9 protein-coding genes are annotated in these 13,225 nt (G+C 43.4%); 4 read left to right on the top strand and 5 right to left on the bottom strand.

The annotated features are described in order from the left end of the window. Positions 1 to 18: 18 nt before the first annotated feature. On the bottom strand, positions 19 to 1,332 hold the full coding sequence (locus tag DSL64_RS26515; protein ID WP_115833988.1) for a cryptochrome/photolyase family protein: 1,314 nt from the start codon (positions 1,330 to 1,332) through the stop codon (positions 19 to 21). A 244-nt stretch (positions 1,333 to 1,576) separates the two neighbouring features. Here DSL64_RS26515 and DSL64_RS26520 point away from each other — a divergent pair, with 244 nt between their 5' ends. Next, positions 1,577 to 2,434: a 3-keto-disaccharide hydrolase gene (locus DSL64_RS26520; protein WP_115833989.1), complete on the top strand. Its 858-nt coding sequence runs from the start codon at positions 1,577 to 1,579 to the stop codon at positions 2,432 to 2,434. A 76-nt stretch (positions 2,435 to 2,510) separates the two neighbouring features. Here DSL64_RS26520 and murA read toward each other — a convergent pair whose 3' ends face one another. The 4 genes from murA to DSL64_RS26540 all read right to left on the bottom strand — a co-directional run bounded on the left by murA (position 2,511) and on the right by DSL64_RS26540 (position 9,162). Beyond that, complete coding sequence (gene murA / locus DSL64_RS26525) at positions 2,511 to 3,818, bottom strand: UDP-N-acetylglucosamine 1-carboxyvinyltransferase (RefSeq protein WP_115833990.1); 1,308 nt, start codon at positions 3,816 to 3,818, stop codon at positions 2,511 to 2,513. A 107-nt stretch (positions 3,819 to 3,925) separates the two neighbouring features. After that, entirely contained in the window at positions 3,926 to 4,651 is a 726-nt protein-coding gene (locus DSL64_RS26530) for a DUF4290 domain-containing protein (protein ID WP_115833991.1), read from the bottom strand. Positions 4,652 to 4,712: 61 nt separating this feature from the next. After that, positions 4,713 to 8,675 (bottom strand): putative type IX secretion system sortase PorU2, encoded by a 3,963-nt coding sequence (gene porU2 / locus DSL64_RS26535; RefSeq protein ID WP_115833992.1) that lies wholly within the window; start codon positions 8,673 to 8,675, stop codon positions 4,713 to 4,715. Beyond that, positions 8,632 to 9,162, bottom strand: coding sequence for a dihydrofolate reductase (locus DSL64_RS26540; protein ID WP_115833993.1), 531 nt, complete (start codon positions 9,160 to 9,162; stop codon positions 8,632 to 8,634). Before DSL64_RS26540 ends, porU2 begins: the two co-directional genes overlap by 44 nt. A 239-nt stretch (positions 9,163 to 9,401) precedes the next feature. Between DSL64_RS26540 and DSL64_RS26545 the strand changes: the two genes are divergently transcribed. The 3 genes from DSL64_RS26545 (at position 9,402) to DSL64_RS26555 (ending at position 13,109) form a co-directional block, all read left to right on the top strand. Further along, the gene (locus tag DSL64_RS26545) at positions 9,402 to 9,764 is read left to right on the top strand and encodes a PadR family transcriptional regulator (RefSeq protein WP_115833994.1); all 363 of its coding nucleotides are present in this window, start codon (positions 9,402 to 9,404) and stop codon (positions 9,762 to 9,764) included. A gap of 33 nt (positions 9,765 to 9,797) precedes the next feature. Continuing rightward, positions 9,798 to 12,329: a PspC domain-containing protein gene (locus DSL64_RS26550; RefSeq protein WP_115833995.1), complete on the top strand. Its 2,532-nt coding sequence runs from the start codon at positions 9,798 to 9,800 to the stop codon at positions 12,327 to 12,329. Between the two features lie 93 nt (positions 12,330 to 12,422). Further along, on the top strand, positions 12,423 to 13,109 hold the full coding sequence (locus tag DSL64_RS26555; protein ID WP_115833996.1) for a head GIN domain-containing protein: 687 nt from the start codon (positions 12,423 to 12,425) through the stop codon (positions 13,107 to 13,109). Positions 13,110 to 13,225 lie beyond the last annotated feature (116 nt).

Consider the following 13,225-nt stretch of genomic DNA (forward strand, 5'->3'; position numbering starts at 1 on the left):
GAGAGAAATAAGCATCTCTCAATCTTTGTTTAAAGCGGTTTTATATGCCTTCAAACACCTCTCTCTGGCGAACTTATGCTCAACGATAGGAGTCGGGTAATCAAGACTGTTTAATTCAGGAACCCATTTTTTGATATAGACTCCTTTGGAATCGAATTTTTCTGCCTGGGATGTTGGGTTGAATATTCTGAAATAAGGAGCAGCATCTGTACCGGATCCTGCCGCCCACTGCCATCCGCCATTGTTCGCAGCCAGATCATAATCCAGAAGTTTCTCCGCGAAATAAGCCTCTCCCCAGCGCCAGTCGATCAGAAGATGTTTGGTCAGAAAACTGGCCGTCACCATCCTGACTCTGTTATGCATGAAACCGGTTTCATTGAGTTCATGCATGCCGGCGTCCACCAGAGGATAGCCTGTTTTACCTTCACACCAGGCTTTGAATTCCTTCTCGTTGTTGCGCCATTTAATATTATCGTATTCTGCGCGAAATGCCTGTCCCTTGCCCACCTTCGGAAAGTTCCAGAGTATCTGATGGTAAAAGTCCCGCCAGATGAGTTCGTTCAACCAGGTTTCGCTATGTTCATAAGCTTTTCGTGCCATTTCACGAATACTTACGGTTCCAAAGCGCAAATGTATGCCGATGTGTGTAGTGCCTTCGATAGCTGGGTAGTCACGCTGGTCTTCATATTTTTCAAGTAATTCTTTTCGTACAGTTGAAGACGGAGCCGGCTCATCAGTAATGTTGAAGCCCATTTCTTTGAGAGAAGGTACTGCCGTAATTTTCTTCTGCAGGAAGTTTTTAAAATACTTTTTCGTCGGGTAAGACGAGAGAAAAAATTCATTTGCTTTTGCTTTCCATGCTCTGCTATATGGAGTGAAAACTGTATAAGGGGTATTTTGCCCTGTCAGAATCTCATTTTTTTCAAAAATTACCTGATCCTTAAACGTTTTGAAAAGGATTTCCTTTTTGGCAAAAATTTCACCTAAAGCACCATCACGCTCAGTAGCGTAAGGTTCATAGTCATGATTGGTATAAACTTCGGCAATCTCATATTCATTCAGTATCTTATCCCATACCGTCTGTGGTGTTCCATATTCGACTAGCATTCCTGATCCCAGCTCATTAAAAGCTCCCTGCAGCTCAGAAATAGTCTGGTGAATGAAGTTAACGCGCCGGTCATGTTTGTTTTCGAGTGCATCCAGGATTTTTTTGTCAAATATAAAAAGAGGCAATACCGGATATCCTGAACGTAAGGCATGATAGAGGCCTGCGTTGTCATGGAGCCTGAGATCGCGCCGAAACCAGAATAGAGCAATTTTATTTTTTGACATGGGAATAAGATTCTTTGACTGGTAAAACTAATGTAAAATACTTTGCCATAGACATTATTAGGCTGTGTCCGGACGAAATGGGTATATATTGGTAGTAAATAGATTTCCGGTTACAGTTTATGATCTGCTATTCTGATTAACAGGTTGTATATTTACATGCTAAAAATGGCGTTGAAATATAGTATGACGTGATTTTTTGCTGATATAAGTTTTACTCAAACATTATACTTTTAAAATTTAACCTATGAGATTGAACCTGACCGCTATTTTGTGTCTGCTCAGTATGCTCGCCTTCGCTCAAAAAAAGAGTGATAAGCAAGAATGGAAACAATTGTTTAACGGCAAGAATCTGGATGGCTGGGATGTGAAAATCCGCGGTAACGATCTGAATGATAACTTCGGAAATACGTTCAGAGTGGAAGATGGAAAACTCGCAGTACGCTATGATGGATACGACGATTTCAAACAGAAATATGGTCACTTGTTCTATAAGGAGGAATTCTCCTATTATCGCATCGCTGTCGAATATCGTTTCGTAGGTGAGCAAGCTCCGAAAGGAGAAGGCTGGGCGTGGCGTAACAGCGGAATTATGATACATGGTCAACCAGCTGCAACTATGGGGAAAGACCAGGATTTTCCTGCTTCTATCGAGGTACAGTTACTTGGAGGGGATGGTAAAAAAAGAACTACCTGCAACCTTTGTACGCCTGGAACGAATGTAGAAATGAATGGAAAGCTGTTTACGCCGCACTGCATCAATTCAAAATCTCAGACTTACAATGGAGATCAGTGGGTGCGTGCAGAGGTATTGGTGTTAGGTGATTCATTGATCCAGCATTTTGCAAATGGTGAAATGGTGCTGGAATACAATAAGCCACAATATGGCGGAGGTAACGTAAGTGGGCACGACGCCTCTTTGCTTGTGGATGGCAAGTTGCTTGATCATGGTACAATCTCGCTGCAAAGTGAAAGTCATCCTGTTGAGTTTCGTAAAGTAGAGCTACTAAATTTAAAAGGATGTATGGACCCGAAAGCTAGTAATTATAAGTCCTACTATGTGAAGGCTGATAACAGTGCCTGTACTTACGGTAAGAAAAAGTAATTCTGAAACTGGTCAAAAAACAAAAATGGGAAGCGACTGCAATAGTAGCTTCCCATTTTTTATGTCTTGATTATAATTATAGACGAACGATTTCTGCTCCGATGGCATTAAGACGGGTATCAATATTCTGATATCCGCGGTCAATCTGTTCGATGTTATCAATGATACTGATACCTTTTGCAGAAAGTGCCGCCATGAGAAGCGCTACACCCGCACGAATATCAGGAGATGTCATACGAATTCCTCTGAGTTGCGTATCACGGTTATGGCCGATTACGGTTGCACGGTGCGGGTCGCAAAGGATAATCTGAGCACCCATTTCAATGAGTTTATCGACAAAGAACAAACGGCTTTCGAACATTTTCTGGTGAATCAGAACGGTTCCTTGTGCCTGAATGGCTGTCACCAGAACGATACTCAGCAAGTCTGGCGTAAAACCAGGCCATGGTGCATCTGCTACAGTAAGTGTAGAGCCATCCATGTAATTTTCGATACGGTAGCGTTCCTGAGCAGGTACAAAAATATCGTCACCTCTGAACTCCATTTGAATTCCAAGTTTCTGGAATACATCCGGTATAATTCCAAGCTGGGGGATCTGGCAATTCTTAATCGTAATCTCTGATTGCGTCATAGCAGCCAAACCAATGAAGCTGCCGATTTCAATCATATCAGGAAGCATCGTATGTTCCGTTCCCGAAAGTTGATTGACGCCTTCTACCGTAAGCAGGTTGGACGATATACCTGAAATTTTCGCACCCATCCTGTTCAGCATTTTGCATAGTTGCTGAAGATAAGGTTCGCAGGCAGCGTTGTAGATAGTAGTCGTTCCTTCTGCCATCACAGCTGCCATCAATACGTTGGCTGTTCCCGTTACAGAAGCTTCATCCAGCAGCATGAACGCACCTTTCAGATTGGCTGCATCTACTTTGTAAAAACCTCCGTCTTCTCCATCGTAGCTGAATTGCGCACCCAGTTTCTCGAAACCAAGGAAGTGCGTGTCCAAACGACGACGACCGATTTTATCACCGCCCGGACGAGGAATACGTCCTTTGCGGAAACGCGCAAGCATCGGTCCGAGTAGCATCACAGAACCTCTCAGTGCCGCGGCTTTCTGACGAAAAGAATCCGATTCCAGGTACTCAAGGTTAATATCATCTGCCTCGAAACGAATGGATGATTCGCTCAGACGGGTACGTCTCACCCCCAAATCACCCAGCAGATCAATCAGCTGATTGACGTCACGGATGTTTGGAATGTTATGAATTGTAACCGGTTCTTTGGTCAGCAATACAGCACAAATAATCTGCAATGCTTCGTTTTTGGCGCCTTGTGGCACAATTTCACCTTTAAGGCGACGGTCACCGGTAATTTTAAATGAGGCCATTTGTATATCTGGCAGCGCTAAGGCTGCAAAGTTTTAGAGACGGTATTTACCGCCATAGGTTAGAATCTATTGAATTATAATCACCAGACCGGAGTATGAAGAAAGGATCAGATACCTGGTTTTCTACGATTATTATTATTGTTGTTATTCCGGTTGTTATTATTGTTGTTGTTCCGGCCTGAGAACTTATTGTTATTTGGTCGGTTACGATTGTTATTCTGGTTTTGCCGGTCCTGATTATGATTTGGCTGCGCCTTGAAGCTCCCCTGATGGTTTCCTCTATTGCGTTCCTGACTGCTGTTACGGTCTTTTGGAGATGCATCAACAGGACCATTTTTGCGGATATAATCAATCTCTTCTTTCAGTTTACCCTTAGCAAGCTGATCGAGCTGTCCCAGCAATACGTGATCTTCCGGATTATCTTTATTCCATGTATTAAAGAAAGAGCGCATGAGTCGGAAAATGTAGGAAACAAATGCAAGTCTGTCTTCTTCGTTTTCTGTATTTACAGCTTTTTCCAGTAAAAGGTCAATATTTCTTCCGTAGTGACGGTAGATCAGGTTGTGCTGATTGTATCCGACAGTAAGTGGTTTTTTTCCCAACGACTCCTTCGAAGGAGGAGGAAATGGGCTGTCTACATCCAGTTCAAACCCTGATATAATGTACAGGTCATCCCAAAGCTTGTTGGTATAATCCTGATTGTCTCTCATGTTTGGGTGTATTTGACGCATGAGCTCTACCAAAATATGTGCGTAAAGCGTGCGTTTTGTCCGATCTTCTATCTTAACGATATGTTCGGTGAGTTTCTGGACGTTGCTGCCGTATTCTTTCAAGGACTTGAATTATTATTTGTAATGGACAAAAATAAGAAGATTTACGGAAAGAAAATGATCTTTATCGCATGAGGATGAGTTTGCCGCTCCGGTTCACATCAGGTGCAAATGAAATAGCTGTTTTCCCGGAAGATATCTCCAGCTTATAAAAATAAATTCCGGACGGTAAATCTGCCGGTTCCCAGATCATTTCACTGATACCGGAATGAAGCAAATGGAGTTGTTGGGCAATAATTCTGCCGTAAATATCCGAGATAGTGATATTCATTTGTTGGGCTGGAAGAGATCCCAGACTTGTGACCTGAAAGCGGAAATAAGTATGCGAAGGATTGGGAGCGATCAGTACTGATTTGACAAGTGCTGTTTCTGAAACTTTAAAGCGGATATGGTATTCAGGTGTTCTGTTGTTACTACGGTCGCGCCCTGTTACTCTCAATACATAATTGCCTGGAGTTAAAACAGGAAGCTTGTTAAGCGTAATGCTGAGCTGATTGGGTAGACCTGATTGAACGACTGCATCTTGCAACCCGATTCTCTTTTCGGAACATTGCAGGCAGTCTTCTTTCAAATATACCCATAGGCCCGTTGTGTCGGTCATAATGAGGAAAGGATTTTCGTCATGAAGTGTAATTCTGATTACCGGAGATGCAGATGTTTCTTCTCCATTGGTGATGATGCGACCATCAAAAGTAACAAATAGCAAAGGAGGCGTTTGATCGGGAGTCACGGAAAATGAAAAATGAACTTCATTGTTGTGACTGAGCAACTCCGGTAGACTGTCCGCATTGAAAAGAATTGTGATACGATGGTTGCCTGCAGTTCCTGTGGTGGGTATTGCTAAACTAAATGAAACATTGGTGTAGGGCTTTATCGCAGCTATCTTTTGAAATGATATGGCCGTGCCGGTCGGTGAGGAGTGGGTGACTTTTACAAGCAGGGAGTCAGTAAAGGGAATGGTAGTGATATTTTGAAACAAGGCCTTACAGCGAATCGAATCTCCTTCCAACAGCCGTATCTTCTGATCCCTATTTGCAAATGCAATTCCCTCTGGTAAGGACAGACTTTCAATATGACCGGGATTAAATAGTATCTGATGACTTACAGATGGTCGGTGGGGATAAGCAGGAACGTATACACGCCAGTAAACATTGGTATCTCCATCCGGAACGGTGAACCGTAATCTGGCAATGCTTTGCTTTAACGGCACCATTTGTTTTTGAGCAGAGTTAAAAGTGAGAGAAGAGTCCCACTCGAATATGAGTTGGTCCGAGAGAATTTCAGGAGTTATCTGAGCGACGAGATCAACAGATTTCTGGCTGGTTGTGAAACCTGATACTGGTAATAGCGGAAATGCACCTCCTTGGGGAATGGACTGTATGATCTGTAAATGGTTATTTCTTTTTGACTCTTCCTGTAACTGGTTATCAGGGTCGATGGTGGCGTGGAGGTAGAGATTAGCTGATCTACTGAGCGGATTTTTGATCCTGATTGAAACTGTGTCTGCTAGAGCAACTGCATGTCTGGCTTCGATGTGAAGCACTTGATTTGTAGCATCTGAAATGGCAAGTTGATAAGGTTGGCTGCTATATCTGCCATGATTGTTGATAACCAGCCGTATATCCAGAGAATCGCTCCATGTTGAAATGTTACCGTAGTTTTGATCTGATATACTGCTGGCAGATGAATCAAAAGCATAGTCGGGCAGGGTAGCAGGAAAAATACGGATCGCCGGGTCTCCATGCAGGTTCATTTGTTGAGAGGTAATGAGATCGGATAACGTATGATGTGATTTCAGGTTTCTTCTGATTGCTTCCCGCTGTATGATTCCGAAAGGTTGACTCGTGAATATCGAGTCAGCTAAAACTTCGTAGATCGACGCCGTGTAGTTTTTTAAGGCAGTGGAGCTTCCGTTGAATGTGTGTGCTAGGAACAAAACTGCACCTCTATCCGGTGTTAAAATCCAGTCTGAGCTGATTGTTTTATCTGAATAAAATATACTGCCGGAAGCACATCCGTTGGCGATCACGGCTGGATAATAGGGTTTGTTACGATATGCACGAGTTTCATCTGAAACATAACCGATATCCACATCCGTAACGTCTATTCCGGAATGACCAAACAGGGTAACCAGCGCAACTCCTTTATTTAATGATTCCTCAATAGGTACGTATTCAACAGGTTCTTCGGTCGTTTTTGTTTTACTCTCAACCCGGGCTGCCAGGTAAGAAGTGTTGAGATTTTTGCTAAAAGTGTTCATGTAGCTGCTGAAAGTGTCTATTTCTTTGTAGGTTCTTCCACCACTTACATGAAGTACTCTTTTTCTCCACGGAGCGGATGGCGCCTCAGCCTCCATTTGTTTTACCTTGCGAAGATATATATCGACTTCCTCAGCTGTATTGGCATTAATTCTTCCAACAGCCACGACGGGAACATTTGGTAAAAAGCTATCAATTTGCATCGCCAAAGCAAGATCAGAACCGGGCCAGCCGGCATTTGGAATCATATCCTTTCGTTTAAGATCTATGGTTTTTCGTGAAGTTTGCGGATCTGCAGCTCTGCCGATGATCATCAGGAATTTTAGTTTACCGCTGCCGGAAAGATGTTCGATCATTTTCCTGATTCCTGCGGGGCCCGCTTCTCCTCCGTTGTAATGATCGTATACATCCTGAATATTCAGAATTGCTGCTTTGTAGCCTCCTCCTTCCACGGACGATCTGTACGTTGCGTATGCCTTGACAGGATCTGATCCATCTTTCGTTCTTCTTACCTCAGGATGTGTGAGAATAAGATAGTCGGCTGATATTATTTCAGGTTGAAGAAGATTTACAGGAGAAATGTGATTTACTTTCTGATACTGCCGAACTGCAATGATATGCTGCGCTCCGGATATGGGCATACCGATCGGCGAAGAAACTACCGTTTGGCTATTGAAGGGATCAGTGATGTCATAAAATTTCCAACCAGATGTGTTTCCTGTTTTTAGAAAACGGTTTTGCGTGTTGGTATTAAAATGCAAAGATTTGATTTCATCTGTTGCCGGAAGCTGGGCTTGTTGAGGGAAGCGCCACTTTATATACGAAATAGAACTTGTGCCACTGTCAGCGTGAACGGTAATGGAGAGTTTATTTCCAGTGGTAGTCGCTTTATCCAGATCTTCTTTCTGAAGTTGAAGTAAAAGAGTTTGAGGTTGGTAGTCAGTGAGTGAGATGGTAGCTAATTTTCTGCCGGGATTTTGGGAAGTTCCGGTGAAGATTTCGAGTCGATTTTGTCCGGCAGCTCGTCCGACTACTGTGATCTGTATAGTGCATTTTTCAATCAGATCCCGACGGAGGTTAGTCGTATTGATATCAATATTTTGCCAGGTATTCCTAAGAAGCGGACCTGTCCATCCTTCTCCAACATCATAAGCTGTAATGGCCATCCCGTCGTTAAAACCGGTTCCGGTCGGATAGAAAGCGCCCGTATTATAATGACTATTAAAAACGATCTCCTTTTCTTCCAGGTGGTAATCGAGTGTATCGGTAATGGAATGAGATAGGGTGGGACTTATTCTTTTTCCTAACTGACCGTCGTTATGCCAGGTAAAAAAATAACTGGCAGTATCGGAATAGAGCGGATAACTGCCGAAGGGCATGGCTTTGGGATATACATATAAAACTGAGTCGGATACTCCATCATTTCCTTCAGCATAAAAACGGATCATATCCTGGTCATGCAGCTGATCCTGACTCTTGTTTAGCACCTCAATAGCCAGCTCTTTTTCCCTCCGAAATATTTGAATGGAGCCTGGTTTTATTTTGTCAGTTGAAAGTCCGGCAGCTCTGAGCTCCTGTCCGGTGACACTATAGAAACCGGCTTTGGTTACGGCTAATTTGAGATATGTTCGGGAAGGAATAGTCCACGGTTGCGCAGGAATATTTTGAGAGAGCGCAACGGATGAAAGCAGAATGATGAAAATAAACAGGAAGCCAGCAAATGAATTACTGGCTGCTTTCTTCTGCGTTATCTGCTTCTTTTCGTACATACACGTTCATCGAAAAAGAGTATTCATGTTCTTCGTCAATGCCGTGGTATTCGGAGGATTGCATTTCCCAGTCTGCCAGACTTACCGTCGGGAAAAAAGCGTCGCCTTCAATGTGGGCATGAACGATGGTGAGGAACAGCTTTTGTGCCTGTGAGATCAACTGTGCAAATACGGATGCTCCTCCAAGTACAAATACTTCATTCTCATCCGAAAGTAACGCCAGAGCATGTTCCATATCCGGTGCGTATTGGGTGTTGCCCTGGTCAGTATGATCGCCATGATTTGACAGGATCACATTTCTATAAGTGGAATGCAGGGCGTCCGGCGCTTCATAGCTGGTTCGTCCCATCAGAAATGCTTTTCCTTCTGTTACCTTCCGGAAGTTTTTCCACTCATCGGGCAGGTGCCATGGCAGGCTGTTTTGATTTCCGATAACATGGTTTTCACTCATGGCGGCGATCAGATATAGGGCAGGTTGTTGTTCCAAAATGAGCTTTTGTTTACGATGAATTTTTTGAAAATATAATCCAATTGAGGCACAATTCTAAATCATCATCTATGGAGGCCGGTCAGGGCTGATTATCAACCGTTCATCATACAGAGAAAATAATTTTAGCATAGTACCTTGCATCACAAAGTACCTGTGTATACCTTTGTTATGTAGAAAGTGAAAATCTTATCTATTAGCCATGAAATAAAAGTCATTAATAAACACATGAACCCAATATGAATATTGAAAATGCCCAAGTGCAGATGCGGAAAGGGATCCTGGAGTTCTGCATCCTGCACATCATATCACGAGGCGAGGTATATGCTTCTGATATGTTGGATGAGCTGACCTCGGCACGGATTATGGTGGTAGAGGGAACGTTGTATCCGTTGCTGACACGGTTGAAAAATTCGGGCTGGCTGGATTACAAGTGGGTAGAATCTTCATCGGGACCTCCGAGAAAGTATTACGTATTGACGGATGAGGGGAAGGTATTTCTGGATGCAATGCAGGCTACATGGTTTGAGCTGGCTGATTCTGTGCAAACGGTGATCCGCCGTAGTGAAGAGTTTAGCAAAAATGGCTCGCCCAATCCCTAACTGATCAATTAAAGACATTCGATTCATATAATCATGAAAAAGACAATTAGCATAAATATAGGTGGCGTCATCTTTCACATTGAAGAAGATGGCTACGAAAAGCTAAAAGGATATCTTTCGTCAATACAAAAGTACTTTTCATCTTTTGAGGACAGCACTGAAATTCTGGCGGATATAGAAGGGCGGGTTGCAGAGCGTTTTTTGAACAAACAAAAAACGGAGTCCAAGCAGGTTATTTCATTGACTGATGTAGATGAACTGATCGCTGCGATGGGAACAGTAGCAGACTTCGAAGCCATTGAACAGTCTGAAGATCTTATTTCTGAACCACTCACATCGACTAGCCAGAAAAGTGGTACAGAACAACAGTTCGACGCGGCCTATTCAGCACCAGCTACTCAGCCGTCGAAAGGTACAGGTCCGCGCAAGTTGTTCCGTGATCTGCGGAGAAAACTGATAGGTGGCGTAGCCGCGGGGCTTGCGCATTATTTTACTATTGATCCGCTTTGGATAAGATTGCTATTCCTGATGATGGTAATGGGCTTTTTGCCTCTCCAGGGTGCTATGAACCTGAACATGGAAGATTTCTTCGGTCCATTGGCTGGTTTGAGTATGCTCGTATACATAGCGATGTGGGTTGCTTTTCCAGGCTCTGTTACACTTGAAGAGGATACAAAAATCAAGAAGTTCTATCGTGACCCGGATCGTAAAGTCGTAGGTGGTGTAGCTGCCGGTGTTGCATCTTATTTCGGAGTCGACATAGGTGTAGTGCGCTTTGTGTGGGTAATCTCTATTTTCTTGTTCGGAACAGGGGTATTGGCCTATATCATACTTTGGGTAATCGCACCCGTTGCGAATACACTCACCGAAAAAATGGAGATGCAGGGAGAGCCTATTACCTTGTCCAATATTGAATCCAATATCAAGCAGAGCCTGAATCTGGATGAGAAAGGTGGGGAAGAAAACGGAATAACAAAGCTTTTGCTATTACCTTTTCGTGCCATAGCGCTTGTTATCGGAGCTTTAGGGCGAATTCTAAAAGGAATCGGTCCTGTACTCAGGATTTTCATAGGGGTGATATTGGTTGGAATTAGTGCTTTGTCGTTATTGTTTCTTCTCATCGCCGGAGCTGCTCTTTCAGGTCTAGCGAGTGTAGATGCTCTTGATGGTTTGCCGGGCCCGGTTTTGATGCTCCAGGAATTCCCAACAAGCCTAATTCTTTCATGTATTCTCGTGACGGCAGTTCCATTGATCACCGTATTGTTGCTCGGATTAACACTTCTCTCTAATAGAAAAATCGTAAGCGGTTCAGTTTGGCTGACATTACTCGGATTATGGGTTGTAGGAATTGTGATCAGTACGATTCAGGGAATCGCGTTCCAACGTAATTATGCGAAAAGAGGAGAACATACTGAGATCACTTACCATGCGGTGCCGGCAGGTTTACTGACGTTGGATCAGGACGATACCGATCCGGACGAGAATATCGACTTGAATATCAACCTGGCGGGAATGGCTGAAACGGACAGTCTGAAAATAGAAAAGACCATCTCAGCAAGGGGACGTAACCGTGAGGATGCGGAAAATAATGCTTCCAAAATCAGCTATGACGTTGAGATTAAAAATGACTCTGTGTTTTATTTCCATGAAGGGCCGGCCATGGGCAAATCAGGCCCATTCCGCGACCAGCGCATTGATGTGACCATGTATGTTCCTTATGACAAACCATTTGCGATCACCCGTAATTTCTGGTATGCGGTTTCTCACTATAACGGAAATTACAACCACCTTGATAGTTACGACATGCATAGTGACGATGTAAATTGGAATTCGCTGCGTTGGGTAGTGAAGCGCGACTCTGGCCTGGTTTGTATAAACTTGCCGGAGCAGTTTATCCGGAAACATGAAAACAGGGAAGAAGATGGTCAGGATTATTCCTCTTTCGGAAATGAAGATGGAGACGTAAATCTCGGTGAGCGTGGCGAATACATCAAACAGTTTTCTGTTCCTGATTTCCAGAAGATAGATATGGGCGGAGCTTATGCCATTAGTATTCGTAGAGGTGATGAGTTCAAAGTGTCTGCCGACGGAGAGGAAAGCGATGTGGAAGATCTGACAGTTAAAGTTGAAAACGGAACTCTGATCGTAAAACGTAAGTCAGGATTTAATCTGTTTGAAAACAGAAAATGGAATAGAATCGGGGTGGTTATCACAATGCCGACTGTAGAAGAACTCTCATTGTCGGGTGCTAACAAAGCAAGAGTGTCTGGCTTTGATAACCTGAATAAATTGAACATTTCAATTTCAGGGGCCTCGAAAACAGAGATTGATGTCACTGTGAAAGATTTGACAGTAGACTTGACAGGAGCTTCTAAGGCAACATTAAGGGGAAGGGCTGAATCTGCGAATCTGGATCTTACTGGTGCCTGCAAGCTTGACGCGACCGGCATGCAAATTACGAGAGCAGATGTGGACGCTTCCGGAGCTTCAAAAGCGCAGTTGGGTATCATTCGTGATATCAGAAAGAGTACCAGCGGCGCCAGTAAAATCAGTGTTCAGGAATAGAATACCACCAGGTGCCGAAGAAATAATCAGCTCTGATGCAACTTCGGTACCCGTAATTACATCTTTGGACTATATTCAAAAAAATAACAGGTCATGAAAGGATTCCTATTCACCGGCATTTTTGCCATTCTGCTGTCAGCAAGCGTGTATGCACAAGACAGTCGCAATTTCCAGGTTTCTGGTTTTAACAAGCTATCCATGGGTAGTGCTTTTAAAATAGAAGTAAAACAAGGAAGCAGTTTCAGTGTAAATACGACAGGAAGAAGTGAGGATTTAAATGACCTGGAAGCAAAGGTTTCAGGAGGTGTGCTCAGGTTGAGCTATAAAGGAAATAACTGGAGTAAAAATCGTAAAACGGTGAATGTGAATATCACGATGCCGTCGTTGCAGGGAGTTGATTTCTCAGGAGCAAGTCAGGCGAATGTGGCTAAATTCTCAGGCGTTACCAATATGGCTATTGAAGTGTCAGGTGCATCAAAAGTCAATATGGAACTTGCGTCTCAGAAAACATCCATTGATCTTTCCGGTGCCTCATCTCTTACGCTGACAGGCCATAGTGATGTTTTAAATGGTGAAGTTTCCGGTGCCTCTTCTTTCAAAGGACGTGATTTTCAGTCGAAAGAAGTAAACCTTGAAGCATCCGGAGCCAGTAGCGCAGCAGTAGTAGCCGACAATGCATTACGTGCAGAAGCCAGTGGTGCAAGTAGCATTAAATATTCAGGAAAAGTGAAGAATGTACACGCAAGTACATCCGGAGCCAGTTCTGTGAAAAGAGAATAATGAAGGTTCAATACGTAGTATATGTATCAATTGCAGTTTAGAGGCTGTCTCAAAAGGGCAGCCTCTTTTTGCTTTTATTGGGTTGTTTATTTTTTCGAAATTGATTATCTTTAGAT

Origin of the sequence: Dyadobacter luteus (genome assembly GCF_003383615.1) — a bacterium.
GTDB classification, from domain to species: domain Bacteria; phylum Bacteroidota; class Bacteroidia; order Cytophagales; family Spirosomataceae; genus Dyadobacter; species Dyadobacter luteus.

Bases quoted from the DNA above. Each gene is read 5' to 3' on its own strand.
- DSL64_RS26515 (WP_115833988.1), bottom strand. From the start codon at position 1,332: ATGTCAAAAAATAAAATTGCTCTATTCTGGTTTCGGCGCGATCTCAGG.
- DSL64_RS26520 (WP_115833989.1), top strand. From the start codon at position 1,577: ATGAGATTGAACCTGACCGCTATTTTGTGTCTGCTCAGTATGCTCGCC.
- murA (WP_115833990.1), bottom strand. From the start codon at position 3,818: ATGGCCTCATTTAAAATTACCGGTGACCGTCGCCTTAAAGGTGAAATT.
- porU2 (WP_115833992.1), bottom strand. From the start codon at position 8,675: ATGTACGAAAAGAAGCAGATAACGCAGAAGAAAGCAGCCAGTAATTCA.
- DSL64_RS26545 (WP_115833994.1), top strand. From the start codon at position 9,402: ATGAATATTGAAAATGCCCAAGTGCAGATGCGGAAAGGGATCCTGGAG.
- DSL64_RS26550 (WP_115833995.1), top strand. From the start codon at position 9,798: ATGAAAAAGACAATTAGCATAAATATAGGTGGCGTCATCTTTCACATT.
- DSL64_RS26555 (WP_115833996.1), top strand. From the start codon at position 12,423: ATGAAAGGATTCCTATTCACCGGCATTTTTGCCATTCTGCTGTCAGCA.